19 protein-coding genes are annotated in these 26768 nt (G+C 47.6%); 16 read left to right on the top strand and 3 right to left on the bottom strand.

The annotated features are described in order from the left end of the window. The first annotated feature begins 8 nt into the window (after positions 1–8). The 12 genes from EKG39_RS09765 to tilS all read left to right on the top strand — a co-directional run bounded on the left by EKG39_RS09765 (position 9) and on the right by tilS (position 15860). A complete protein-coding gene (locus EKG39_RS09765) occupies positions 9–866 on the top strand; it encodes a phosphatidate cytidylyltransferase (protein WP_126505558.1) in 858 nt (285 codons plus the stop codon). A gap of 3 nt (positions 867–869) precedes the next feature. Continuing rightward, entirely contained in the window at positions 870–2057 is a 1188-nt protein-coding gene (gene ispC / locus EKG39_RS09760) for a 1-deoxy-D-xylulose-5-phosphate reductoisomerase (RefSeq protein ID WP_126505557.1), read from the top strand. Positions 2058–2076: 19 nt separating this feature from the next. Further along, positions 2077–3462 (top strand): sigma E protease regulator RseP, encoded by a 1386-nt coding sequence (rseP, locus tag EKG39_RS09755; protein ID WP_126505556.1) that lies wholly within the window; start codon positions 2077–2079, stop codon positions 3460–3462. 31 nt (positions 3463–3493) lie between these two features. Beyond that, positions 3494–5977, top strand: a complete 2484-nt coding sequence (gene bamA / locus EKG39_RS09750; protein WP_126505555.1) for an outer membrane protein assembly factor BamA — start codon at positions 3494–3496, stop codon at positions 5975–5977. Positions 5978–6046: 69 nt separating this feature from the next. Then, on the top strand, positions 6047–6541 hold the full coding sequence (locus tag EKG39_RS09745; RefSeq protein WP_012143486.1) for an OmpH/Skp family outer membrane protein: 495 nt from the start codon (positions 6047–6049) through the stop codon (positions 6539–6541). Between the two features lie 19 nt (positions 6542–6560). Further along, complete coding sequence (lpxD, locus tag EKG39_RS09740) at positions 6561–7586, top strand: UDP-3-O-(3-hydroxymyristoyl)glucosamine N-acyltransferase (RefSeq protein ID WP_126505554.1); 1026 nt, start codon at positions 6561–6563, stop codon at positions 7584–7586. Between the two features lie 29 nt (positions 7587–7615). Continuing rightward, positions 7616–8074, top strand: coding sequence for a 3-hydroxyacyl-ACP dehydratase FabZ (fabZ, locus tag EKG39_RS09735; RefSeq protein ID WP_126505553.1), 459 nt, complete (start codon positions 7616–7618; stop codon positions 8072–8074). Further along, entirely contained in the window at positions 8071–8838 is a 768-nt protein-coding gene (gene lpxA / locus EKG39_RS09730; protein WP_126505552.1) for an acyl-ACP--UDP-N-acetylglucosamine O-acyltransferase, read from the top strand. The genes fabZ and lpxA overlap by 4 nt, the downstream gene beginning before the upstream one ends. A 151-nt stretch (positions 8839–8989) precedes the next feature. Continuing rightward, positions 8990–10132, top strand: a complete 1143-nt coding sequence (gene lpxB / locus EKG39_RS09725) for a lipid-A-disaccharide synthase (RefSeq protein ID WP_126505551.1) — start codon at positions 8990–8992, stop codon at positions 10130–10132. A gap of 34 nt (positions 10133–10166) precedes the next feature. Then, positions 10167–10808, top strand: coding sequence for a ribonuclease HII (gene rnhB, locus EKG39_RS09720; RefSeq protein ID WP_126505550.1), 642 nt, complete (start codon positions 10167–10169; stop codon positions 10806–10808). 123 nt (positions 10809–10931) lie between these two features. Continuing rightward, entirely contained in the window at positions 10932–14405 is a 3474-nt protein-coding gene (gene dnaE / locus EKG39_RS09715; protein WP_126505549.1) for a DNA polymerase III subunit alpha, read from the top strand. Next, positions 14406–15860 carry a tRNA lysidine(34) synthetase TilS gene (gene tilS / locus EKG39_RS09710; protein ID WP_126505548.1) on the top strand — a complete coding sequence of 485 codons (1455 nt, stop codon included), beginning with the start codon at positions 14406–14408 and terminating at the stop codon, positions 15858–15860. 17 nt (positions 15861–15877) lie between these two features. Here the strand turns inward: tilS and dgcS are convergent, their stop codons facing one another. Further along, positions 15878–16759 (bottom strand): diguanylate cyclase DgcS, encoded by an 882-nt coding sequence (dgcS, locus tag EKG39_RS09705; RefSeq protein ID WP_126505547.1) that lies wholly within the window; start codon positions 16757–16759, stop codon positions 15878–15880. A 184-nt stretch (positions 16760–16943) separates the two neighbouring features. Here dgcS and EKG39_RS09700 point away from each other — a divergent pair, with 184 nt between their 5' ends. Next, complete coding sequence (locus EKG39_RS09700) at positions 16944–18893, top strand: monovalent cation:proton antiporter family protein (protein WP_126505546.1); 1950 nt, start codon at positions 16944–16946, stop codon at positions 18891–18893. A gap of 36 nt (positions 18894–18929) precedes the next feature. Continuing rightward, positions 18930–19643 carry an SGNH/GDSL hydrolase family protein gene (locus tag EKG39_RS09695; RefSeq protein WP_126505545.1) on the top strand — a complete coding sequence of 238 codons (714 nt, stop codon included), beginning with the start codon at positions 18930–18932 and terminating at the stop codon, positions 19641–19643. A gap of 92 nt (positions 19644–19735) precedes the next feature. Here the strand turns inward: EKG39_RS09695 and EKG39_RS09690 are convergent, their stop codons facing one another. After that, positions 19736–20863: a patatin-like phospholipase family protein gene (locus EKG39_RS09690; RefSeq protein ID WP_126505544.1), complete on the bottom strand. Its 1128-nt coding sequence runs from the start codon at positions 20861–20863 to the stop codon at positions 19736–19738. Between the two features lie 418 nt (positions 20864–21281). Between EKG39_RS09690 and EKG39_RS09685 the strand changes: the two genes are divergently transcribed. Further along, entirely contained in the window at positions 21282–21944 is a 663-nt protein-coding gene (locus tag EKG39_RS09685) for a response regulator (RefSeq protein ID WP_126505543.1), read from the top strand. Here EKG39_RS09685 and EKG39_RS09680 read toward each other — a convergent pair. Further along, positions 21905–25390 (bottom strand): hybrid sensor histidine kinase/response regulator, encoded by a 3486-nt coding sequence (locus tag EKG39_RS09680; RefSeq protein ID WP_126505542.1) that lies wholly within the window; start codon positions 25388–25390, stop codon positions 21905–21907. The two genes, EKG39_RS09685 and EKG39_RS09680, sit on opposite strands and share 40 nt — an antisense overlap. Before the next feature lie 246 nt (positions 25391–25636). On the opposite strand from EKG39_RS09680, the gene EKG39_RS09675 reads away from it, so the two are divergent. Beyond that, positions 25637–26677: a DcaP family trimeric outer membrane transporter gene (locus tag EKG39_RS09675; RefSeq protein ID WP_126505541.1), complete on the top strand. Its 1041-nt coding sequence runs from the start codon at positions 25637–25639 to the stop codon at positions 26675–26677. Positions 26678–26768 lie beyond the last annotated feature (91 nt).

Here is a 26768-nt window from a genome sequence, read left to right as displayed (position 1 = left end):
GATATTTTTTGCTAAAACAACGAATAATAACAGCAATTTGGTTAATTCCCTTGGTTTTGGGAGCTATTTTTTGGCTTCCTACGGAGTACTTTTCATGGGCTTTAATCCCTGTATTCCTTATCGCGGCCAAGGAGTGGGGACAAATAATAGATAAACGCTGTCAAATTACGCAATGGAGCTTTACTGTCACCATTGGCGTTTTACTGGTGGCGTTAAATATATTTGTGCCTACAGATGAACTTTGGTTTAAAGGGCATCTTCATCCTGTCTTCCTGTCGGTTATCTTAATCGGTGCAATGTGGTGGGCAATCTCTTTTCTTTTAGTCCTCTCTTTTCCGAAGAGTTCGGCGATGTGGCAAAAAAGCCATATGTTCAAGTCGATGTTTGGACAGCTGACCCTAATTCCATGCTTCGCCGCATTGATCGCCTTGAAAGGGTTAAGCTCTGATGCGACTCCTTATTACGGTGGAACATTAGTCTTCTTGGTTATGCTCGTGGTTTGGGCGACCGATTCCGGGGCCTATTTTGCCGGTAAAGCATTAGGTAAGCACAAGTTGATGCCCAATGTGAGTCCGGCTAAAACCATCGAGGGCTTACTAGGTGGTTTGGCAACCAGCATGATTGTTGTTTTCGGTGTTATGACAGTTTCTCCTGAACAAGAGCTTGGACTTGTGGTCGTTGTCACTCTATTCGTTGCATTGGTTTCCGCTGTCGGCGACCTCTCCGAGAGTATGTTCAAACGTGTAGCCGAAATTAAAGATTCGGGTACAATTTTACCCGGGCATGGGGGGATACTCGATCGTATCGATAGTTTAACTGCCGCACTGCCTGTATTTACTCTTATATATATTGCATTTTGGATGTAACCCATGCAGAAAATGGTAATTTTAGGTGCGACAGGTTCTATTGGCACGAGTACTTTAAGTGTCATAGAAAGCAATCCTGATACCTACAGTGTGTATGCCTTGGTCGCCAATACCAATGTAGATAAAATGCTCGCTCTGTGCGAGACACATCGCCCTAAAATTGCTCATATGGTCGATGCGCAAGCAGCTAAATCTCTCGAGCAGAGATTACCAGCTGGCCTGAATGTTGAAATATCCACAGGCGAAGATCAACTACTTGATATCGTCAGTGCAAGCTGTGTCGACAGCGTGATGGCTGCAATTGTGGGCGCTGCGGGTTTATTGCCTACACTGGCAGCAGTAAGAGCGGGTAAACGTGTACTGCTTGCGAATAAAGAATCATTAGTCATGTCTGGTCGACTCTTTATTGAGGAGATGAGACGTTCTGGTGCCCAGGTTCTTCCCGTCGATAGCGAACACAATGCTATTTTCCAGGCGCTTCCTGAGTCGATGCAGAAAAACATTGGTTACTGTGAGCTGGAAAAAGCAGGGGTTTCTCATATTCTCCTCACCGGGTCCGGTGGACCATTTTTAACCTCTGAGCTCGCATCACTGCCCTCAATGACTCCTGCACAGGCTTGTAAACATCCGAACTGGTCGATGGGTCGTAAGATCTCTGTCGATTCAGCGACTATGATGAATAAGGGGTTGGAGTATATAGAGGCTCGTTGGTTGTTTAATGCGGCCGATGACCAGCTTAAAGTCGTTATTCATCCACAGAGTGTTATTCACTCTATGGTGCAGTATTTAGATGGCTCAGTTTTAGCCCAGCTGGGTAATCCTGACATGCGCACGCCTATCGCTCACTGCATGGCCTACCCGCAAAGAATTCATTCCGGAGTTGAACCTTTAGACTTTTTCAAAGTCGGACAGTTAAGCTTCTTAGAACCCGATTACAATCGTTTCCCATGTTTAGCCTTGGCTATGGAGGCTTGCAAGCAGGGGCAGGAAGCGACTACGGTAGTCAATGCGGCTAACGAGATATCTGTTCAGGCATTTTTAGATAACAAGATTAAGTTTACAGATATTGTTAAAGTTAATGAAGCCTGCTTAAACCAGGTTGCACCGCAGTCGTTGAACAGTATTGAAGATATTCTTAGGCTGGATCTTCAATCACGCAGCTATGCTGCAGAATGGGTTAAGAAAATTTAAATAATCTCTGAGGAAGGGAATGATAGATTTTTTATGGAACTTGGGTTCCTTTGTCATCGCTTTAGGTATGCTGATCACGGCACACGAATATGGTCACTTTTGGGTTGCCAGACGTTGTGGCGTTAAAGTCGAGCGTTTCTCTATCGGTTTTGGCAGAGCTATCTGGCGAAAAGTCGGACAAGATGGTACTGAGTATGTGCTTGCCATTATTCCACTGGGTGGTTATGTCAAGATGCTCGACGAACGCGTCGAGGAAGTGCCCGATGAATTAAAAGATCAGGCATTTAATCGCAAAAGTGTTTGGAAACGGATCGCAATCGTCGCAGCGGGTCCATTAGCCAATTTTATTTTTGCTATCTTTGCCCTCTATTTCATGTATTTAATCGGTGTTCCTTCATTAAAGCCGGTTATCGAATCGACACAACTCAATACTCCGGCCGCTCAAATTCAGGTTGATGAGCCAATGCTTATCACCTCTGTTGGTGGTAACAGGGTTAGAAACTGGGAAGAGGTAACGTATGCCTTAGTGGGGCATATTGGTGACCCTGAGATTGATATCTCCGTCTCTCCCTTGAGTCGTAGCAGTGATTACACTGACAGTGAAGCCACGTCCCGAGGGACCCATTACACCTTAGATACTAAAGGGTGGCAGTTTGACCCTGAAAAGGAATCTCCGATAACGTCTCTTGGGTTAGGTATATTCAGACCAGAGATCACCCCTATCTTAGGCTTAGTTTCCCCCGATGGTGCAGCGGCTGCGGCTGGCGTTGAGGTTGGAGACACCTTAGTTGCACTCAACGGCGAACCTTATGGGGAGTGGGATGATTTTGTCACTACCATTAAGTCTTCACCTAACCAAGCCGTACAGGTTACGGTGAGACGAGAGGGTGAGCAGTTACAGTATAAAGTTATTCCTCAAGCACGTGAAAACGCGCAAGGGCAAATGGAGGGAGTAATTGGTGTCGCTCCTACTCAGGCTGAGTGGCCTGAGAATATGCAACTGCAGTTAGAGTATGGCTTCATCGAGTCATTTGGGGTTGCAGCAGATAAAACATGGCAACTTGTCGTCGTCAGCATTAAGATGATTGGCAAGTTGGTCACCGGCGATGTGTCGGTAAAGAATTTAAGTGGACCAATATCGATTGCACAAGGTGCAGGAAGTAGTGCTAACTACGGTTTGGTTTACTTTTTAGGTTTCCTCGCATTGATCAGCGTAAACTTAGGCATTATTAATTTATTGCCTTTGCCAGTGCTTGATGGAGGACACCTGTTATATTACTTCGTTGAAGTGATCACTGGCAGGCCTGTACCCGAGAAGATACAGGAAATTGGATTCAGATTTGGGGCAGCGATGCTGCTAATGTTGATGAGCATAGCGCTTTTCAACGATTTCTCCCGACTCTGAGCAAGGACACACACATAACTAGAAGCGCTCTATGAGATTGAATAAACTTTTTGCCTCGATGGTATTAGTCGGTGCGTCTTTATCAGGGAACGGTTGGGCAGAAACATTCCAACCTTTTGAAGTAACCGATATACAAGTGCAAGGGTTACAGCGTGTAGCTCTTGGTGCCGCGCTACTGACCATTCCAGTTAAGGTCGGTGATACGGTTGATCAAGTTAAACTCCAACAAGCAATTAAGAGCTTGTATGCCTCTACTAACTTCGAACATATCGAAGTGAGTCGTGATGGCGGCGTATTGGTGGTCACGGTCAAAGAGAGGCCAACGATCAGTACCGTCACATTCGAAGGCAACAAAGATATCAAAGACGAACAGCTTCAGGAGAGTCTGGATGGCTCCGGGGTCAAGGTCGGTGAGTCATTAGACCGCACCATGTTGTCGGGTATCGAGAAGAGTCTTCAGGATTTCTATTATGGTGTGGGTAAATATGGAGCTAAAGTTGAAGCTCAGGTTATTAACTTACCTCGTAATCGTGTAGAGCTAAAGTTCAATTTCACTGAAGGCTTGGCTGCCGAAATTAAACAGATCAACGTCGTCGGTAATGATGTCTTCTCCGATGCCGAACTTATCGGCATGCTGGAACTTAAAGATTATGTAGCCTGGTGGGATCTGTTCGGGGAACGTCGCTACCAGAAGCAGAAGCTTCAAGCCGATCTCGAGACAGTTAAATCTTTCTATCATAACCGGGGTTATATTCGCTTCGATGTCACCTCGACACAAGTCGCGATGACGCCTGACCGTAAGGGTCTCTACATCACAATCAATGTCGATGAGGGTGAGCAGTATAAGGTTAAAGAAGTTAACCTGACTGGCGACCTGATGGGACGTGAAAAGGTAATGGCGGCAATTCTTCCTATTAAAGAGGGAGACATGTATAACGGCGCCGATGTGACATTTGCCGAAGAGATGTATGGTAAGTATCTGGGCCGTTTCGGTTATGCCTATCCGGAAGTTAAGACCTATCCTGAAATTAACGATGAGACTAAAGAGGTTAGCCTCAACGTTAATATTCAACCGGGTAAACGTGTCTACGTACGCAATATTAACTTCGCCGGTAACCAGGTTACCAAAGATGAAGTACTGCGTCGTGAGCTGCGTCAGATGGAAGGCGCATGGTTAAACTCGGCACAGGTTGAGCAGTCGAAAGCCCGTTTGAACCGTTTAGGTTATTTTGAAACCGTTGATACTGAAACAATACAGGTACCGGGCACTGACGATTTAGTCGATGTTGCGTTCAATGTAAAAGAGCAGCCATCGGGTTCATTTAATGCCGGTGTCGGTTATGGTACCGAATCAGGATTGAGTCTGCAGTTTGGTGTTCAGCAGAGTAACTTCCTAGGTACGGGTAACCAGGCCGGTATTAACTTAAATACCAACAAGTACTCCAAAAATGTGACCGTCTCTTATACTGACCCTTACTTTACTAAAGATGGTGTTAGCTTGGGTGGTAACCTCTACTGGAACGAGTTTGATGCTAATGAGGCTAACCTCGAGCGTTATAAAAACAGCTCATACGGTATTGCGTTAACCTCAGGTTTTCCAATCAACGAAACCAATCGACTTAACGGTGGTATTGGCTACCGCCACAACTCGATCTCTGAGATCTCTGCTTATGAGCAGGCTCTGCGTTTTTATAACATCTATCGTGACTCAGATGACCCGAATGCCGATCTGTCTTTCGATAACTTCGAGGCTAACTTAGGTTGGTACCGTAGTACGCTTAACCGCGGAACCTTCCCATCGGATGGTTCATCTCAGCGATTGAGTACTAAAGCGACGATACCGGGTTCAGATCTGCAATACTTTAAGGCAGATTTTGATACCAGCTTCTACTTCCCAATTAATCGCAGCCACAGCTTTGTTATGCTGACTAAGGCGCGTATCGGTTATGGTAATGGTTATGGTCAGTTTAATGATAATGACCAGATCTTGCCTTTCTGGGAAAACTATTACTCAGGCGGAAGTAGTTCATTACGTGGCTTTAAGTCTAACTCTGTTGGACCGCGTTCATTCTACCTATATCGCGGAAGTGAGCCTTGTTCACCAGATCCTTCAGGTGATGGTTGTTCATTGCCAGGCGATCCTAATAAGATTCAGGTCAGCGATGGTCGTTCAATCGGTGGTAATGCAATTGCAACAGCCAGTATTGAGATGATCGTACCAACGCCATTCTTGGATGAGGCTTACACCAATTCAGTACGTACCAGCTTCTTCGTCGATGCAGGTAACGTATGGGATACCGAGTTTGATTATGACTCATACCGTTATCTTCCTGCGCACGAGTTTGATAAGCTTGAAGATTATTCCGATCCTAGCCGGATCCGCGCATCTGCGGGTATGAGTGTACAGTGGCTGTCACCGATGGGACCTATGGTGTTTAGTCTTGCTTGGCCAATTAAGGAATACGAGGATGATGAAACTGAAATCTTCTCGTTCAATATTGGTAAAACTTTCTAAATTAAAACTAAGTTAAATTAAGAATAATCGGCAAGTTTTGCTGAATTAAAGGAGTCTATTTTGAAAAAGATGTTTAATCGCGCGATGATGGTTTTGGTTCTTCTTGCTGCACCTATTGCGGCACAAGCCGAGAAAATTGCAGTCGTTGATATGCAAGCCGTTTTCGAGCAGTTGCCACAACGTGAAGCGGTAAGCAAAACACTTAAAACCGAGTTCGGTGACCGTGTTGCCAGCGTTCAGAAGATGCAGGAAGAGCTGCGTGGCATGCTTGAGAAGCAGCAACGTGACGGTGCACTTATGAGTGAGTCTCAGAAGACTGAGATGGTTCGTAAGATGGAGTCAATGAAGTCTGAGCTGCAGCTTAAGGGGAAGGCTCTTGATGAAGATATGCGTCGCCGCCAAGGCGAAGAGCAGAACAAGCTTTTAGTTAAAGTTCAGCAAGCGATAAACAAGATCGCTGAAGCAGAAAGCTATGACATGGTGCTTCAACGTGGTGCGGTTATCTATGTTAAGCCAACTGCTGACATCAGCAGTAAAGTCGTTGATGCACTAAGCAAAGGTTAACGGCAAAGGCTGATTATTGATGAAAAGCTACACCATAAAAGAGTTGGCTCTTGAGCTTGGCGCCGATATTCAAGGTGATGAGACACTGGTTATTACCAGTGTGGCTACCTTGGAGAACGCCGGAGCAGGCCAACTCTCTTTTTTAGCAAATTCGAAATATCGCGCTCAATTGGAGTCAACCCAAGCAAGTGCAGTGTTGATCTCTCCTAAAGAGCTTGATGGTTTTTCCGGAAATGCGATCGTTTTAAACGATCCCTATGTAGGTTTTGCCCGAGTATCTCAGTTATTAGATACCACGCCAAAGGCCGCAAAGGGCATCCATCCATCGGCAGTTATTCATCCGACAGCTAAGCTGGGTGAAGGGGTTGCCCTTGGTGCTAATGTTGTTATCGCTGAGAATGTTATTCTTGGTGAGCAGGTGCAAATTGGTGCCGGCTCCGTGGTCGGTCAAGATAGTATTTTAGGCTCAGGCACACGCCTGTGGGCTAATGTTACCATTTATCATGATGTTCACCTTGGTCAGGATTGTATTATCCATTCCGGTGCCGTGATAGGTTCCGATGGTTTTGGTTATGCCAATGAAAGGGGTCAATGGATTAAAATTCCACAGACTGGTGGCGTAAGAGTGGGTGACCGTGTCGAAATCGGTGCCAGTACTACGGTGGACCGTGGTGCAATTGAACACACTGAGATACATGACGGCGTGATACTCGACAATCAGGTTCAGATTGCTCATAACGATATTATCGGTGAAAATACCGCTATTGCGGGTAACTCAACTGTGGCGGGAAGCACGCGGATTGGAAAGTACTGTATCATAGGTGGAAACAGTGCAGTAGCGGGCCATTTAAGTGTAGCCGATGGTACCCATATCTCGGGTGCCACCAATGTCACCAGCATTATTCGTAAGCCTGGTGTCTATAGCTCGGCAACTATCGCTATGGATAACAAATTATGGCGCCGAAATACCGTTCGTTTCAGACAACTGGATGAGCTTTTTCAGCGTGTTAAAAAGTTAGAAAAGAATGTACCATCAGAAGATTAACTGCCTAAAGGCGGATTAAGGAAAAATTAGTGTCAAATCAATTAAATACCATGGATATCAAAGAAATCATGAACTCTTTGCCCCATAGGTACCCATTTTTATTGATAGATCGTGTATTGGACTATACTCCGGGTGAGACGCTTCATGCGATCAAGAACGTCACTATCAATGAACCTTTCTTCCAGGGGCACTTCCCGATTCAGCCGGTAATGCCTGGCGTATTAATTCTGGAAGCTATGGCACAGGCAACAGGCTTATTGGCATACAAGACGATGGAAGCCGCCACTGATGATTCATTGTACTATTTTGCCGGTATCGATAAGGCTCGTTTTAAGCGAGTAGTTGAACCTGGTGATCAGTTACACTTTGAAGTGAAGATGGTAAAAGAACGCCGTGGGATTGGGGTGTTTACAGGTGTAGTTAAGGTTGACGGCGAGTTAGTTTGCTCGGCTGAAATCATGTGTGCTCGCAGAGAGATCAAAAAGTGATAGATAAATTAGCGTATATTCATCCTGATGCAAAAATTGGTAACAATGTCACTATCGGCCCCTGGACCTATATCGGTGCAGATGTTGAGATAGGTGACGATTGTTGGTTAAGCTCCCATGTGGTAGTTAAAGGGCCAACGGTTATCGGCAAAGGCAATAAAATTTTTCAGTTTGCCTCTGTGGGTGAGGATTGCCAAGATAAAAAGTATGCAGGGGAAGCTACGCGACTCATCATGGGTGATAATAATATCATCCGTGAATCGGTGACAATTCACCGTGGAACGACTCAAGACAAAGGTGAGACTCGTATAGGCTCTAACAATCTGTTTATGGCCTATGTGCATATTGCCCATGACTGTGTCGTTGGCAACAACGTCATCATGTCAAACAATGCGTCGATTGCCGGACATGTTCATGTTGGGGATTGGGCCATTCTGGGTGGTTTAACGGGTGTGCACCAGTTTGTACACATCGGAGCCCATGCGTTTACAGCAGGTTATTCCTTGATCCTGCAAGATGTGCCTCCGTTCGTGATGGCTTCGGGTCAACCGGGGATCCCACGCGGTTTAAACAGTGAAGGTATGAAGCGTCGCGGTTTCTCGAAAGAGAGCCAGATGGCGGTGCGTCGCGCCTATAAGACACTATACCGTAAGGGGCTGACTGTCGAAGAGGCTATTTCTGCGTTATCGGAAGAGTCAGATGATGAACAAGTAAAGTTTATGATCGATTTTGTCTCCAACTCCAGCCGCGGTATAATTCGCTAACAGCCGAACACCAGAGCCCGTTAACAACGGGCTCTTTGCTTTATACCTATCTGTGATAGTCATTCAGAAGTAACAGGTGCGCTGACCGAACGTATGCTGATATAGATGAATATTAATCCCTTTTTCAAAACGTAACCTAAGACCTGATCCTATGAGTGAACCCAAACAAATTACTTTTGCATTAGTTGCCGGGGAACTCTCCGGAGATATCTTAGGCGCAGGCTTAATTAAAGCATTGCAGCACCAATATCCAGATGCACGTTTTGTCGGTATTGGTGGACCGCGTATGGAAGCGCTGGGTTTTGAGTCTATCTTCTCATTCGAAGAACTTGCGGTAATGGGAATTGTTGAAGTGCTTTCCCGTTTACCTCGTTTGTTGAAAGTCCGTAAAACCCTGATCGATGAGATCTGTTCCATCGAACCTGCCTGTTTTATCGGTATCGATGCTCCGGACTTCAATATCGGTTTAGAGTTAAAACTTAAAGCTAGGGGCATTAAAACGGTTCACTACGTGAGTCCCTCAGTCTGGGCCTGGCGCCCTAAACGTATCTTCAAGATAGCCAAGGCAACCGATATGGTGCTGTCACTGCTTCCTTTTGAAAAGGCGTTTTATGATAAGCATGATGTCCCATGCACATTTGTCGGTCATACATTAGCCGATGATATCCCTTTAGTAAGCGACAAGGCTGCTGCCCGTAAATTGTTGGAGTTGGATGCCGATGCCGAGTACTTAGCGGTACTTCCCGGCTCCCGGGGCGGCGAGTTGAAACAGCTGGCTGAGCCTTTTGTTAAGGCTGCGGGCCTAATTAAGGCTAAGTATCCCGATATCCGCTTTGTCACGCCACTGGTTAATCAAAAGCGCCGTGATCAATTCGAAGAGGCACTTAAGCTACATGCACCAGATCTGGAAATTACCTTAGTCGAAGGGCACTCCAGGGAAGTGATGGCAGCGGCTGATTGCATTTTGCTCGCATCGGGTACTGCGACATTAGAAGCCATGCTGGTTAAGCGCCCTATGGTTGTTGCGTACCGCCTTAATCCCATCACCTATAAGATAGCCAAGGGCATGATGCAAGTTGACCAATATTCTCTACCTAATCTGTTATCGGGTGAGACCTTGGTGACAGAGTTGATACAGGAAAATTGTACCGAATCTTTGATTGCCGACGCTGTCTCTGAGCTGCTGGACAGCGACTTCTCACCGATGAAAGACAAATTCATGCAGCTACATCTGGCGCTGAAATGTAATGCCAGTGAGCGCGCTGCCGAAGCTGTAATAAAACTGATTCAATAGTCATTAATTCCCTATACAAAGTTGGTACCCATTTATGGCTGTAATTAAAGCTATCACCCCTGAACAAGTCGAAACGTTAACCTCAGGTCTGTATGCCGGGGTTGATGAGGTGGGCCGCGGCCCTCTGGTCGGTAATGTGGTTACGGCCGCGGTTATCCTAGACCCGGCTAAACCCATTGCCGGCTTAAATGACTCAAAGAAACTCTCTGAGAAGAAGCGGGAAGCTCTGTTTACCGAAATCCATAAAAAAGCATTAGCTATCAGTATCGGCTACGCGTCGCCCGAGGAGATAGACGAGCTTAATATCTTGCATGCGACCATGCTAGCCATGCAGCGAGCCGTTGCAGGCCTTGTGATTGCACCGAAAAGTGTATTGGTCGATGGAAATCGCACGCCTGCTTTTTTTCATGGAGAAGAGGTTGATACCAATATTGAGAGCCATGCAATTATTAAAGGCGACGGGTTAGTCGCCGGTATCAGCGCCGCCTCTATCGTTGCCAAAGTGATCCGCGACAGAGAGATGGATCTACTCGATATGGAGCATCCTCAATATGGCTTTGCCAAACATAAAGGCTATCCAACCAAGGCGCATTTCGAAGCATTAGAGTTACATGGCGTGCTGCCAGAACATAGAAAAAGCTTCCGTCCGGTAAAAGAGCGTCTCGCTAAAAAATAAGCGGTGCTCCGAGTTATAACTGCAATTCCTTCTTACTGTAACCGGTAAGCTAGCTTGGTGAGATTGACTCTGTTAATCTCACCTAAATCTGAGTTTTTCCCCAATTTAAAAGTAATAGGTACTATGTCTGATCCCAGTTTCGTGCATCTACGTGTTCACAGTGACTTTTCTATGTCAGATGGTTTGGCAAAAGTTAAACCCATCATAGGGAAAGTAACAGAACTTGGGATGCCTGCCGTTGCGCTTACAGATCAAACTAACTTGTGTGGATTAGTTAAGTTTTATGGTGCCTGTCATGGTGCCGGCATTAAGCCACTAATTGGTGCCGATTTTTGGGTGAAAGTGCCGGGGTTCGATAAAGATCTGTGTTCAGTGACCGTTTTGGCTATGGATAACGATGGCTATTTGAACTTAACCTTACTGATCAGCGATGCCTATCTCAGAGGTCATATAGATGATAGGGCAGTCATAGATCATGAGTGGCTGGCTAAGTACAATAAGGGATTGATCCTGCTCTCAGGTGGCCGACACGGGGATGTTGGGCGGGCACTGTTGAAAGGCAACGAGGCCCAGGTAGACTCACTCGTCGAGTTTTATCAGACACATTTTGCAGATAGATATTACCTGGAGCTATTGCGTACCGGTCGTCCCGATGAGGAGCGCTACCTGCATATGGCAGTTGAGCTTGCGGCGGAAAAGGACTTACCTGTTGTGGCGACTAACCAGGTTGTCTTTAATAGTCCTGAGTTTTTTGAGGCCCATGAAATCCGTGTGGCTATTTCAGATGGCTTTACTCTGGCAGACCCTCGTAGACCGAAGAAATACAGCGCCGAGCAGTATTTCAAGAGCAGCGAGCAGATGTGTGAGCTATTTGAAGACATTCCCGAAGCGATCGAGAATACGGTTGAGATAGCTAAACGTTGCAATGTTACCGTTCGCCTCGGCGAGTATTTCTTGCCTAATTTCCCTACGGGCGATTTAACCATTGAAGACTACCTGGTCGAAGTATCTGAGAAAGGACTCGAGGAGCGATTAGAGTTTCTCTTTCCCGATCCTGAAGTGAGGGCGGAGAAACGACCTGCGTATGATGATCGTCTCGATGTCGAGCTGAAGGTTGTTAACCAGATGGGATTCCCCGGTTACTTCCTCATCGTGATGGAGTTCATTCAGTGGGGTAAAGATCATGATATTCCAATCGGCCCGGGCCGTGGTTCCGGTGCGGGTTCCTTGGTTGCATACGCCCTTAAAATTACCGATCTGGACCCACTTGAATATGAACTGCTGTTCGAGCGATTCCTGAACCCCGAACGTGTTTCCATGCCGGATTTCGATATCGATTTTTGCATGGATAGGCGTGATGAGGTGATCGATCATGTTGCCGAGCTTTATGGTCGTGATGCGGTATCGCAGATCATCACCTTCGGTACCATGGCGGCAAAAGCTGTTATTCGCGATGTTGGGCGTGTGCTGGGACATGCCTATGGTTTTGTAGACCGGATATCTAAAATGGTGCCCGCCGAACCCGGTATGACGCTGGCGAAGGCGTTTGAGGTCGAGCCGGCACTACAGGAGTCATACGACGCCGATGAGGAGGTGAAAGACCTTATCGACATGTGCCGAATTTTAGAAGGTGTCACGCGTAACGCGGGTAAGCACGCCGGTGGTGTGGTTATCTCACCAACCACCATTACCGATTTTTCGCCAATTTATTGTGATTCAGAGGGGCTTAACCCGGTCACTCAGTTCGATAAGAACGATGTTGAAACTGCAGGCTTAGTTAAGTTCGACTTCCTGGGACTGAGAACCCTGACGATTATCGATTGGGCACTGCAGATGATCAACCCCAAACTGAAGAGGTTGGGCAAAGATCCTGTGCGTATCGAGTCTATTCCACTGGACGACCCAGCCAGCTTCAGGTTATTGCAGCGTTATGAGACGACGGCGGTTTTTCAGCTCGAATCCCGGGGTATGAAAGACCTGATTAAACGCCTACAGCCGGATTGCTTCGAAGATATGATCGCACTGGTGGCCCTGTTCAGACCCGGCCCGTTGCAATCGGGCATGGTAGATAACTTTATCGAACGTAAGCATGGCCGTGAGGAGGTCTCCTATCCGGATTCCGAGTATCAGCATGAGTCGCTGCAATGGGTACTCGAGCCCACCTACGGCATTATCCTCTATCAAGAGCAGGTGATGCAGATCGCTCAGGTGCTTGCGGGATACTCCTTGGGTGGGGCGGATATGCTTCGTCGTGCTATGGGTAAGAAGAAACCCGAGGAGATGGCCAAGCAGCGTGGTACCTTCGAAGAGGGCGCGATTAATAACGGTATCGACGGTGAGCTGTCGATGAAGATCTTCGATCTGGTGGAGAAATTTGCGGGTTACGGGTTTAACAAGTCTCACTCGGCCGCTTATGCACTGGTTTCTTACCAAACGCTCTGGCTGAAGACTCACTATCCGGCCGAGTTTATGGCTGCGGTAATGTCTGCCGATATGGATAACACAGACAAGATCGTTATTCTGGTCGATGAGTGTGAGCGCATGGGCATGCCTCTGCTACCGCCTGATGTTAACAAGGGATTGTTAAAATTTAACGTCGATGATGAGGGCAATATTGTCTACGGCATCGGCGCGATTAAAGGGGTCGGTGATGGGCCGGTAGAGTCAATTTTGTCGGCTCGAAAAGATGGTCCATTTAAAGACCTGTTTGATTTTTGTGCTCGCGTGGATCTGAAGAAACTCAATAAACGCATCATGGAAAAGCTTATCTGTGCCGGTGCGCTGGATAATCTCGGACCTCATCGCGCCGCTATGTTAGCGACCTTACCCGAGGCGATAAGGGCGGCGGATCAAAATGCTAAGGCCGAAGCCATCGGTCAACATGATATGTTTGGTTTGCTCAATAGCGATCCAGAAGATGTGAAACAACAATTTGTTGAATGCACCCCCTGGCCCGATAAGGTGTGGCTGGAAGGGGAGAGAGAGACTTTAGGTCTGTATCTGACGGGCCACCCGATTAATCAGTACCTGAAAGAGCTGAAGCATTACACTTCGGGACGCCTTAAGGATGTGCATCCTACCGAGCGAGGCAAGACCATGAAGGCGGCAGGCTTAGTGGTAGCGACTCGTGTGATGATGACCAAACGTGGCTCTAAGATGGGCTTGGTGACGCTGGACGATAAGAGTGCTCGTTTAGAGGTGATGTTATTTACCGAGGCGTTTGAAAAGTTTAACCATCTGCTGGAAAAAGACCGCATTTTAATCATCGAAGGTGAGGTGAGCTTCGACGATTTTTCCGGTGGAAACCGCATGACGGCCAGAAATATCATCGATATGGGGGAGGCCAGAAGCCATTTCGCCAATGGTGTCGAGGTCGATATCGATGCTGACACTATCGATCAGACCTGGTTGGATAGATTTAAAGAAGCCGTTGAACCATGGAAAAATGGCGCTGTGCCCGTGGTCGTTAATTACGCTCAATCTCAAGCCAAGGCCCGGTACAGGCTCGGTGAGAGTTGGCGTGTTAACCCGACCGATGAGTTGATGCTGGCGTTGGAAACCTTAACCGGGGCCGGTAAGGTGAGGATCCTTTTTTAGATGAGTAAGCGCACCCCTGTCCCGGATTTTGATGTCAGCAGTTTAATAGCAGACTGTGTGGCTAAGGCGTCTGTCGACTCTGGCTCTCAGTTAGTACTCGCTTACAGTGGCGGGGTCGATTCAGAGGTGTTGGCGCTGGGCTTAGCCAACTTTGCCAGGGATAACCCTCAATATCGGTATCTGCTGGTTCATGTCCATCATGGGTTGAGCTCAAATGCCGATGCTTGGGCAGCGCATTGTCAGTCCCAGGCTGCAAAATATAATTTACCTATCGAAATAAAACGGGTAGAGGTAAAAATTGGTCCCAGACTCAGTATTGAAGCCCAGGCCCGCAATGCCCGCTATGAGGCGATAACGTCCTTGATGGCAGCGGGTGACGGCCTGTTAACCGCCCATCATTTAGATGACCAATTAGAGACCGTTTTGCTTGCTCTCAAAAGAGGGCTGGGGCCTAAGGGGTTATCTGCTATGGGGGAAGTTCAGACATTCGATAACAACAAACAGCTACTCAGGCCGCTGCTGTCGATTAGTCGCGAACAGATTGAGTCGCTGGCAGCCAGTCAGGCGATAGTTCATATTGAAGACGAGAGTAATCAAGACAGTAAGTTTGACCGTAATTTTTTGCGCCTGGAGATAATCCCTAAGCTCAAGGCCCGCTGGAGCTCCATTGCCGTGACGGCGAGTCGAAGCGCTGCCTTATGTGCCCAGCAGCAGGCTGTTATCGACGAGGAGGTGAGTAAACGCTTACCTTCATATATTGTGCCTGTCAGTCAGGGGAACGGCACCGCTTTCGAACTCTCAGACTTAAGTGAGCAAGATCTCAATTGGCAACTCTTGCTGCTCAGGGGTTATATCGAATACCTTGGTTTTGCGCCCCTGTCGCAAGTCCAACTGGAGCAGGCGCTATATCAGTTACTCGATGCTAAGCCTGATGCCAAAATCGAGCTTAGGTTAGGCGATACCCTTATCAGACGCTTCAGGGGACGGGCTTATCTCTCCTCGGTTGAAGCTGAACACGCGGAGCGAATAGCAAAATCTGTGTTCGAGTTGGATTTAACCTCTTTGCTATCATCTGCTTCCGTTCGCGCAGGGGAGTGTGTTAAAGCTGGTAATGCTGAAACAAGGCTAGGCTTTGGAGTTTCTGAGTTGGCCACACTTTGGGTGTGTAGCTCCGCCAAGTCCGATAGAGTCCGTTTTCCTAATACTGATGAGAAGGTGAGTGTTCGTTTTTCCGTTGCGGGTAGTACGCGTTGCTCTCCCCATAACAGACAGAAGGGGCGAGAGCTTAAGAAGTTGTGGCAGGAGTATGGCATTCCTCCTTGGGAGCGAGAGAAGGTGCCGTTTATCTTTTACAATGATGTGTTGGTCTGCGCCGTCGGCTACTGGATTGAGAAGGCGTTTATCTGTAGAGATGTCAGTGCTGGTTTAAGCTTTAAAGTCGTAGCTAGTAACTAGTTACTTGACGTTTCCTCTTACTCACCATCAACCCTGAAGCATTGTCGTCCAGCCGCTTTAGCTCGATACAGCGCCCTGTCTGCACGTTCATACAGTGAGGTCGGGGCTTCACCGTTAATCCATTGAGAGACACCTAAACTGGTTTGGATTTCATGTTTTTCAAACAAAGGCAGTGATGCCATAGAGGCTAAAATTCGTTCACATAAGATGCTGGCGGCCTGTTTGTCTCCTCGCACCACGACAACAAATTCATCCCCACCGATACGAAATGCCTGATCGGTATTTCGTATTGCATTGGTTAAAAGTTGGCCAAAGTCAGATAGCACGGTATCGCCAAATTGGTGGCCATATCGGTCATTAAGCTTCTTGAAATTATCTAAATCAAGCACCACTAATGAGAGGTCGTTACAATAGCGCTCAGCCGTTGCAATCGCTTTTTTAAGGCTCTCGGTATAATAGTGACGATTGCCTAACTTAGTGAGAGAGTCGTACATGGCTTGCTGAGACATCTCATGGAACTGGGTTGCATTAAACAGCGGCAAGAGAACCAGAGTCTGTAGTAACTGTAATCGCTGTGCTTGTGATGGCGTTAATGGGGACTTCAAGCTGTATTGAAGGCTTGCGGCCTCACCGGAGCATACCAGTTGTTGCTTAATAACTAGCCCCTGACGTCTTCCCCAGCTAAACTGATAGTGTTTGTAGTTTAGCGTTACACCATGCATCGGCAAATGTTGTCCCATGACTTTGCCGAAACAGGCAAAAACTGTCCTGGGATCTAAACTTTCGTGTAGTTGCTGAATAATTTCCACTAGATCGAGTTCAGTATTATTAACGCTAAATAATTCAGGTTGATACTGATGTTCTTCGGGATAAAACTCTGTCGCTAGGCCAAAGTCCATAATTAGTACTCCATCAATGCCAGTCTTGCTGAGGTTAAGAAACCTCTCAATTGAATGTTTACTAGCAATTAGTATGCCTAATATTTTGTTAATTAAATTTGTCTTTATTTGTCATTGAGTTAATCTTTCTGTAATCAGTACTAAAAATGATGTGTCAGTTATTTGACTTGGAGCCAAAATTTAAATGGAACACAGTTTTCTTATTCAAATTCTTTTGATGCTTGTGGTGGCAATTATCTCGATTGCGTTGCTGAGACGGGCAGGCTTGCCCGCTATCTTGGCCTACCTGCTCACGGGTGTTATCAGTGGTCCTTCAGGTTTCAATTGGTTTAGCCAACATCAGATGCAGTCCGTTGCCGAGCTCGGCGTCGTGTTACTCATGTTCAGTTTAGGTTTGGAATTTTCTCTTCCCAGATTATGGGCGATGAGAAGAACGGTATTTGGTCTGGGTAGTGCTCAGGTCGTCATTACCACTTTACTGGCAACCGGGATCTCATATATGGGGTCACTCACCTTAGTCGAATCTATAGTGGTTGGCTCGGCCATCGCACTATCTTCCACCGCTATCGTACTTAAGTTGCTCAATGAACAAGGCTGGTTAAGGCGGCGTCACGGTGAGCTTTCGGTCAGTGTATTGTTATTCCAGGATCTTGCCGTCGTTCCTCTACTGATCTTGCTGCCACTGCTGGCCTCCGGTGGAGAGGTGTTGTCGGTGAAGACCATAGGCTATGCCATGGCTGAAGGCGTGCTGGCCTTCGTGGCCTTGATGGCTTTTGGTAAGTGGGGCTTGCCGCGCCTATTCGATGAAGTTGCTCGCTCACGCTCCAATGAGCTATTTATGCTGTCTACCCTAGTGGTGGCACTTTTAACCGGAGCCTTGACTCAATGGCTGGGCTTGTCCATGGCACTTGGTGCTTTTATGGCGGGTATGTTGTTAGGAGAAAGCCAATATAAACGTCAACTCGAGGCAGATATCAGGCCGTTTCGTGATCTATTGATGGGATTGTTTTTTATCTCTATCGGTATGCTGCTCGACTTTACGCTCGTTTTTCAGTTTTGGTGGCAGATTTTAGTTCTGCTGGTGGCGGTGATTCTCGGAAAGGCACTCGTTATCTTTGGCCTGTTACGTGCTGCCCGTGAATCATTCAGAACCTCAGTGTCGACGGCCCTGAGCTTGGCTCAGGTGGGGGAGTTCAGCTTCGTAGTGCTGGCGTTGGCGGTGAATTATCGACTACTCGATATCGCCCTGAGTACTAAACTGGTTATGGTCGCGGTGCTCTCGATGGCGGTCGCCCCCTGGTTAGTGAGGCACAGCGTCGATATTGCTCGTTACTTGCAGGGGGTTCGGCCTAAGGTCGAGAAGCCGCCTGCCATTGAGCCGAATATAGAGCATGAAAACGATCTGGTGTTAATTCTGGGCTATGGCCGCGTTGGTCAGACTATTGCCCGGTTTATGAAAACGGAAGCGGTACCATTTTTGGTGCTGGATCTGGATCCCACCCGGGTGTCGGAGGCGAGAAAAGCGGGGGAACCGGTTTATTTTGGTGATGTCTGTAAACGTAGCATTCTTAAACAGGCCAAAATCCGGGAGGCTAAGCTGATTGTATTAACCTTTAGTAATGGTCGGATCCTCGAAGAGGTGTTGCCCTTGTGTCGCCAGCTTGCGCCAGAGTCAAAAATATTGGTCAGAACCCGTGACGATACCGGAATGGAGGAGCTTGAGGAAGCGGGAGCGAGCCAGGTTATCCCCGAAACACTCGAGGGCAGTTTAATGCTGGTTTCTCAAGTGCTGTATCAATGCGGCGTTCCGCTGACGAGAATTTTAAAGCGACTGGAATATGAAAGACGTAACCATTACCAGTACCTCCATGGTTTCTTCTCCGGAGCCGAGACCGACTTCACCCTTGAGCACCTGCATGCTGTGGCGTTACCCAAGGGAGCCAACGCCGTAGGCTTGACCTTAGCCGAGATACCCTGGGAGAAACTCAGAGTAGAAATCCGGGCCGTGAGACGTTCAGGCTCAGAGGTTGAAAGTCCTGAGTTAGATTGGAATATTCGCCCGGGTGATATATTGATTATCTTGGGTAAGCCTCGACGAATCGAGAAGGCCGAACATTTTTTGTTGCAAGGCTAGGGGCTAGGGGCTAGGGGCTAGGGATAGAGGAGTGGCATGTTGCACAATATAATCCTTATTTTGCTGGCGCCCTTATTGGTATTACAGGGGCGATATGTGCGTCGAGTGACCCCCAAGCTACCTGAAGCGGCGGGTGACAGAGATGGAAGCCTAGGTGAGGGAAGGCGACTTAGGGTGTTAGTGGTGGGCGATTCTGCCGCGGCCGGAGTCGGTGTCGATACCCAATCACAAGCCTTATCCGGCTGTCTGTCCCGCGAGCTTGCTAAACAGTATCGGGTTGACTGGCTGCTTATCGCTCAGTCCGGTAATACAACAGAGGATCTTATCCAGACGCTGAAGCAGTTGGAGCCTTGTGAGTTTGATGTGGTATTAAGCTCTTTAGGGGTTAATGATGTGCTCAGTCCGGTTCGGGTGGGTCGCTGGAAAGAGCGGCAAGCGGTACTGATTCAACTGCTAAGGTCGCAATTTGCCGTGAAGCATATTTTGCTCACCCATGTGCCGCCTATGGAGCAGTTTCCTGCTTTGCCTCAGCCACTGAGATGGTGTCTGGGTCAAAGGGCTAAGGCGTTCAATACCCGTCTCGTTGAGTTAAGTCTGGCTGATGATGACTGCGAGCTGGTTAATATTGAGCAGGCCTTGGAGCGCCAGGATATGGCTGTGGACGGTTTTCACCCCGGTGGCAGGATATATCAGGTGTGGGGCGAGAACGCCGCGGGTTTGATTGTCCGGCGCGCGGAGCTATTGGGCTGAATAGATTTTCACAATAGGAGCTAAGAACTGTTTCTTAGCTCTGTTTCCGCTGGCGCTTCAATACAAGAATACATCGAACGCTTTATTCCTGATTATTTTTTTATCTCAAAAAAGTCCCGGATTTCATCAATCTGACACATGGCATCCTGATATCCTAAGTCGATAAGCGCGCTGCAATAAGCCTGTTCGAATAGTAGGTAAGAGACAATACTCGAATCGGTTTGTTGCTTAATCCCTAAGGGTCTCAGCATAGACTTAACCGCAAAGGGCATTTCATTGTAATACTGGGACGCCAATTGACTGAGATCCTCACTGGGCTTGATGACTAAGGTTTGAATATTAGTCAGCGGGAGCTTTTCACAATCCTCTTTGGGGATGAGGGAGAGGGTGTTGTTAATACGCTCTAGCCGCTCGAGATCGCTGTTAAGTGTATCTGAAAATATGGTATCGAGCAGGTGACCCGTAATCGTCGCTGTCTTGGGATGATGCTCCAACTCTTGGGGCATCTGTTTATGGGGACTCTCCAGGTTGATCACCATGATTTTTTTGGCCCCTAAGTGAATAGGGCTGCTCAAGGGCGCGAGTTGGTGCACCGAGCCATCTCCGTAATAACCTTGATTGAGCTTGATCGAAGGAAATATGAGAGGGATAGCGCTGCTTGCCAGCAGGTGTTCAGTATTTAGCTGGGTTCTTTGTCCCCTTCGTCTATCCCTGTGCCACTCCTGGATATCTCGACTGGCTTGAAAAAAGGTGATTGAACGCGAGGTGTTATAGCAGGAGGTATCTATGCTCAGGGCATTGAGTGCACCGCTCGCAATATTCCTGTCTATTCGAACAAAATTGATCAGCTGGTTAAGCAGCACTCGTAAAGGGTCGCTATTAAACAAGCTGCCCGCATTGGTGTTAACCCTATCCTCCTGAATACTCATCAACAGCATCTTACTTAGATGAGCCAGTATTCCAATTGCAGAGGAGCTATAAATTTTACTGGTATGAAAGTTACGCCATACCCATTCCAGTTTTCTTACGCCAAGATGAAAGCAGGAGGCATGAGTTGCAATCGAGGTGCCATTGATTGCCCCGGCAGATGTACCACAGATGATTTTAAAGGGGATCCCATGATTTCTGGGGTAGAACTGCACTATGGCTTTAAGCACACCGACCTGATATGCCGCACGCGCACCACCACCGCCAAGAACTAATGCTGTTTTATCAGGCAAAGTAATCTCCTAATAGTCAATGCGTTGTGTTGAAAAACTGTCATGTCGGAAACATGGGAACCTCAATCCAGAATATGTGAGACTTTGTTAATGTACAAGTGGCTGTGGTAAATTTAATCAACTCTCAGGTGGTTGGATGTTTAATAACCATATCTTCAAAGCCATTATCGACGAGTCCCTTGACCCTAAATGGGTAGTAACGCCGACAAAACAGCTCTGATTAGATATTCAGGACTAGTTAATAAGTCTATATCTCAGGTCGTCAGCTTGCTTTTATTTATCATCTTGGCTTACTTAAGTTGTTATAACAAAAGAAGTTTGCTTTTGTTTTTGCGAATATTGCAACCCGTTGAGAGCTAGGTTGTTATTCTCAGGGTTTCCGTTAGACTGAATTTCGCTCATTAACGAGGAGTTAACAATGTTGCAGCCACTTAAAATAATAATAGCTGATGACCATCCACTGTTCCGCCAGGCCCTAATCAATATATTAGCGCCTAATTTCGACGATGTGCTCCTCTTTGAGGCCGAAACCATATCTGAGTTAGACAAGCTATTGTCCGAGCATGATGATGCGGATCTACTGCTACTTGATTTGAACATTCCTAAAGCACACGGCTTTAATACCTTAATCAGCATCCGAAACTGTTTTCCTCAGATGGGGGTGATAGTGATCTCGGGTCAGGAGGATAAAGTCACCGTGTCCAAGAGTATGTCTTTTGGCGCCGCAGGATTCATTCCCAAATCGACTACCGCAGCGATGATGCTACAGGCGATACAGAGCGTACTCGCCGGTAAACAGTGGCTACCCGAAGGCTGCAGTAACTTCGATACGGTAGAAGCCGATAGTATGAGCAGTAAGATCATGAGCCTATCACCGCGTCAACATCGCATATTAATGATGTTTGCCGATGGGATGTTAAATAAACAGATCGCTTACGATCTAGGACTATCGGAAGCCACTATCAAGGCTCACGCCAGTGCGATATTTTTGAAGCTAGGGGTGCACACCCGTACCCAGGCGGTGATAGCCATGAGTCAACTTCAGTTGGATAAAGCCACTTTCTCACTCGAAGCGCAGTAGTTTTTACGTAAGCTTTGAGCCAGTGTTGCACTCATTAATGCCCTCAATGCAATAGGTTTAATGATTTTGCGAAGGTAGCCATAACCCAATGCCTTTGCTTGCTGAACCACGGCTTCATCTATGGTCGCCGTGATCAAAATACCGGGTAAGGGCAAGTCCGATAGCCCTTGTAATTCATCCATCAAGGCGAGTCCATCCAGTCTGTCATCGAGTTGGTAGTCCACTAACATGATATCTATCTCACTGGCGTGCTTTTTAAATTGCCGCTTGGCCTGTTGCACAGAGTTAGCGCCGTAGACCTTACATTTCCAACCACTGAGCAGCTCAGTCATGCCGGCCAGCACATTGGGGTCATTATCAATACACAGCACATTGACGCCGTGCAGGGTTAAGATGTCGGCCTCACTCTTCTCTATTCGGGCGGTAATCGGCGCTACGATATCTAAGGTGAGACTAAAGATACTGCCGTGACCGACACGAGAAGAGAGGGTTAGCTGCTGCTTTAATAGAGAGGCGAGTCCCTGAGCTATATTGAGCCCAAGACCCAGCCCGTTGACTCCCAGGTGTCCTGAGGGCTGCAGGCGGGTAAATTGTTCAAATATCACTGCCTGCTTATCAAGGGGGATCCCCGGTCCATTATCTACGACTTGAATCTTGAGTTGAGTGCCATGTCGGCGACAGCCGAGAAGAATTTTCCCCTCCCCGGCATACCTGAAGGCATTGCTGATCAGATTTTGCAGAATTCGCCTTAACATCACCTTGTCGCTCGTGACCCAGAGTTCGGTGTCGATATGATGGAAGTCCACATTCGCGCTAGCGGATATTGCGCCGTATTCGTCGACGATGGAATCTAAAACTTCTTGCAGTGGAAAGCGCTCAATTTCGGGAACTAAGGTGCCACTCTCGATACGTGAGATTTCATTGAGATCAAGCAGCAACTCATTGGCCACTTTAAGTGAGTTATCAATATAGCCTATCTGCTGCTTCTGTTTTTTTGATAGCTGGCTGCTCTGTACGAAAGCGGAGGAGAACAGGCGAGCTGCAGACAGAGGTTGCAACAGGTCGTGGCTGCAGGCTTTGAGATATTGACTCTTCTTCTGGTGGGCCTGCTCTACTTTTTGAATAGCGTCGGCAAGCTCTGCATTGGTTTGCTCCAGGCTTAGGTTAGCCTGCTCCAGTTTCCTGGTGCGCTCATAGACCCGGGCTTCAAGATCAAGATTTTTCTCTTTCAGCAAATTTTCGGCTTCCCGGTACATGGTAATGTCCGAGAAGATCATCACGAAGCCACCATCGGGAATGGGGTTGCCCTCGATACGAATAGTTTTTCCATCACCCTGTACCCGCTCGGTACTATGGCGGCTACCCTGACGTAAAAATGCCAGACGCCGTTCGACTTTCTGTTCGATATTCTTATTAAACTTGCCCCCATGACTCAGGTTATATTGGATGAGCTGTTTTACCGGACAGCCGATATAGATGAGATCGTCCGGGTAGTCGAACAGCTCAAGATAATGTTTATTCCAGGCGACCAGTTTCAGATCGCTATCTATAACCGATATGCCCTCACTGGCATTTTCGATTGCGCTGTGAAGTACCGAGCGGCTGAATTCCATTCTATGACTGGAGGCATCCTCGACCAGCTGCGCGACCTCGTTGATGGCGATATCCCGGCCATTTAGGGCGCAGGAGATCACCAGTCGGGCAGAAGCCGAGCCCATCACACTCGCGAGCATGTTTTCGGTGTAAAAAATCAGTGCCTGGTTATGGCTGTTCTTGTCTGAGGGAGGTGACTCTTGTTGACTGAAAAAATCCCTGAATCCTTGCAGTGCCCGCTCTTCCCCCACGAAACGCGCGACAAGCAACTCCAGATCTTCAGGTTTAATATTTTTTTGGACCCCGGAGGGCAAGTTATCGAAATCCGGCCTCTGAATGAAGTGCTCGCTCTGCATCTGCTCATGCACGCTTTGGCGTGTGAGCAGTGAAACCAGCCATACCATCAGAATATTGACGAGCAGGCCTATCAAGGTTGCCATGGTGGTCATCGAATATTCGCTGCCCGCCAGAGGGTGAGGGTAAAAGCCCAGTTGAGGGAGCATATTGAGCACAAGCCAGAGGCTGAAGCCACTGGAGATCCCTAATATTGCCCCGACCAGGGTCACCCTTCGCCACAGAAAAGCGGCAAACAGGGTGGGACCTATCTGGGCTATAGCACCAAATGCGACTTCACCTAATGAAGCAAGCGTATCAGGCGGTGCCAGTAAAAACATCCCATAGCTTAAGAAGATGACGAGCAACACCAGTGCCTTGCGTATACTCAACAGGTGCGAGCGAAAGCGGTGAAAGTTGGTACTTTGAATATTGCTGAATTTAAACAGTGTGGGGAATAGCACCTCATTACTGAGCATGGTGCTCAAGGCTATCGTGGATATGATAACCATAGAGCTGGCCGCAGAAATAGCCCCCAAAAAGCTGAATAAGCCCAGCCAGGCCTGACCATTGAAGGCCGGCAGAAACAGCACGTAGGCATCACTCTTGAGTGAATCGCCATAGAGCAGATTACCGGCCTGTCCCAGAGGAGTGGCAAAGAAGGCGAATACCAAGATATAGATGGGGAAGGTCCAGCGACTCCATATGGCATGTTTCTGCTCTTTCAGTTCGACGATGAGTACCTGAAATTGGCGGGGCAGACAGAGAAACGCGGAGAGGACGATAAAGAGCAGTCCAAACATAGAGACCAGATTCGGATAACTGAATTCAGTTGATGCCGGTAAGCTCTCATTCGCTAAGGTCCAGATTTGCAGTGGAGAATCGAACAGAAAAAATGAGACAAATATGCCGACTGTCAGGTAGGCGATAAGCTTAACGAAGGACTCGAAGGCGATCGCTAACATCATGCCCGGGTGGCGCTCGGTGACGTCTATGGCCCTGACGCCGAAGATAATGGTAAAACCCGCAAGAATAACACTTACAACGGCACCTATCTGCCATGAAGACATGAGATGGTCTTGTCGCAAAATTTCGTAGGAGTTCACGATGGCTTTCAATTGCAACGCGATATAGGGCAAGGTACCAAACAGGGCGACTAAGGTCACGATGAAGGCCAGCAGTTGTGATTTCCCAAATCGGGCAGCGAGCAGATCCGCGATTGAGGTAATGTTAAGCTTCAGGCTGACACGGATAAGCCTTTGAATAAATGGCCAGGCAAAAATAAACAGCAGTATGGGAGCTATATATACCGGCAGGTATGAAAACGAGTTACTGGCTGCTTGCCCGGCGGTGCCTAAAAATCCCCACGAGGTGCAATAGACTCCCAGAGAAAGCGCGTAGATAACGGTGTGTTGCCGATTGACTAACCTGTCCCGGTATCTGTCACCCAGAAAAGCCATCAGGAAGAGTAAGCCGATATAGCTGATACTGATGGTGACTAACAGCCAGTTGGGAAACATACGCTTTAATGGACCTTATTATGAGTTTCTCTTTCGGTGGCGGGCAGAGGAGGTTGAAACCCTATTTGTTATAAAATTTAACATATCATATTTCAGAGCCAATTTTTCGCTAATTACTATCGACTTAAGTATTACCCCCTTTGTCTTGCTACTTCCGTATTAAGACTGCTGCACTAATACCTATTCCCAATTGAGTCAATGGCAGGATTTCTCCATCTTGGCTGCAGACATTAAAGGGGATAGAAGATGCTCATTTCTAAAATTAAAAAGATCGCGTTAGCAGGTTCAATGTGTTTATTTGCCGGTTCAGCCATGGCCGGATACGATTTTACAGTTGGTGAAGATGGCAAGATTAGTTTCGGTGGTTATCTTAAGGTCGATGCACGTTATGTTAACGGTGACGTTGCCTATCGGGATTTCTGGATCGGTACCGGCACGCCGCTGGCCGAAGACGCATCACAATTCAGAATATTTGCCAACGAATCACGTTTTAATACCAAGTACGTCCATGGCGACGTGACCGGTTTTATCGAGATGGACTTTCTCGGCGGCGGCGGTAACCAGGTTGTATCTAACTCGGCCAACCCGCGAATTCGTCACGCCTTCATCAAGTACCAAGGGATCACGGCAGGCCAGACCTGGACGACCTTCATGAATACCAGTGCGATCCCTGAATCTGCAGACTTCGCCGGGGCCACCGTTGGTTTAGCCTTCATTCGTCAGGGACAGGTACGTTTCGATGCCGGAAATTTCCAGGTATCAATTGAAAACCCTGAGAGTGTCGGTGGCGATACCGCCAACGACGATCTACCGGACGTGGTCGCTCGCTACAACCTTAAGGGCGATTGGGGCAACGTGTCGCTATCAGCTCTGGGTCGCAGCCTCAATACAACTACGGGCAATAGTGAAACCGCCTTAGGTGGATCGATAGCCGGCCGTATCAAGACCTTCGGTAAAGATGACTTCAGATTTCAACTCCATCTGGGCGAAGTGGGTCGATATGTCGGCGTAGGTACCGCCTCAGATCTTATCGGTGAAGAGGTTGAGAGTACCACCTCCTACCTCGCTGCATACCGCCACTATTGGACCGATACCTTAAGAAGCACCGTCCTGTATGGCCGTGTTGAAACCGATATTGCCGATGCAGAACGCACTCAATGGAGTGTCAACCTGTTCCAAAACCTGACTCCCCAACTTGCCGTCGGATTCGAAGTCGGCAACTTTGAAATGGGCGATAAGAATGTTGACTCAGATTATGCACAGCTGTCGATGAGATACGCACTCTAAACGCTCCATTTAGGGGTGGGGTAACCCACCTCTCTTTTTTTTAAGAACGACTAGCGCAATTGTGAGCGGCCAGAAAAAGATAATTCAGGTT

It is taken from the genome of Shewanella atlantica, from assembly GCF_003966265.1.
Classification (GTDB): Bacteria; Pseudomonadota; Gammaproteobacteria; order Enterobacterales; family Shewanellaceae; genus Shewanella; species Shewanella atlantica.
Note: the sequence above shows the minus strand (reverse complement) of the source record. Positions and strands in the feature narration are given on the sequence as shown.

Excerpts from the sequence above, each read along its gene's own strand:
- ispC (WP_126505557.1), top strand. The coding sequence starts at position 870 with ATGCAGAAAATGGTAATTTTAGGTGCGACAGGTTCTATTGGCACGAGT.
- rseP (WP_126505556.1), top strand. The coding sequence starts at position 2,077 with ATGATAGATTTTTTATGGAACTTGGGTTCCTTTGTCATCGCTTTAGGT.
- bamA (WP_126505555.1), top strand. The coding sequence starts at position 3,494 with ATGAGATTGAATAAACTTTTTGCCTCGATGGTATTAGTCGGTGCGTCT.
- EKG39_RS09745 (WP_012143486.1), top strand. The coding sequence starts at position 6,047 with ATGTTTAATCGCGCGATGATGGTTTTGGTTCTTCTTGCTGCACCTATT.
- lpxD (WP_126505554.1), top strand. The coding sequence starts at position 6,561 with ATGAAAAGCTACACCATAAAAGAGTTGGCTCTTGAGCTTGGCGCCGAT.
- lpxB (WP_126505551.1), top strand. The coding sequence starts at position 8,990 with ATGAGTGAACCCAAACAAATTACTTTTGCATTAGTTGCCGGGGAACTC.
- rnhB (WP_126505550.1), top strand. The coding sequence starts at position 10,167 with ATGGCTGTAATTAAAGCTATCACCCCTGAACAAGTCGAAACGTTAACC.
- dnaE (WP_126505549.1), top strand. The coding sequence starts at position 10,932 with ATGTCTGATCCCAGTTTCGTGCATCTACGTGTTCACAGTGACTTTTCT.
- tilS (WP_126505548.1), top strand. The coding sequence starts at position 14,406 with ATGAGTAAGCGCACCCCTGTCCCGGATTTTGATGTCAGCAGTTTAATA.
- dgcS (WP_126505547.1), bottom strand. The coding sequence starts at position 16,759 with ATGGACTTTGGCCTAGCGACAGAGTTTTATCCCGAAGAACATCAGTAT.
- EKG39_RS09700 (WP_126505546.1), top strand. The coding sequence starts at position 16,944 with ATGGAACACAGTTTTCTTATTCAAATTCTTTTGATGCTTGTGGTGGCA.
- EKG39_RS09695 (WP_126505545.1), top strand. The coding sequence starts at position 18,930 with ATGTTGCACAATATAATCCTTATTTTGCTGGCGCCCTTATTGGTATTA.
- EKG39_RS09685 (WP_126505543.1), top strand. The coding sequence starts at position 21,282 with ATGTTGCAGCCACTTAAAATAATAATAGCTGATGACCATCCACTGTTC.
- EKG39_RS09680 (WP_126505542.1), bottom strand. The coding sequence starts at position 25,390 with ATGTTTCCCAACTGGCTGTTAGTCACCATCAGTATCAGCTATATCGGC.
- EKG39_RS09675 (WP_126505541.1), top strand. The coding sequence starts at position 25,637 with ATGCTCATTTCTAAAATTAAAAAGATCGCGTTAGCAGGTTCAATGTGT.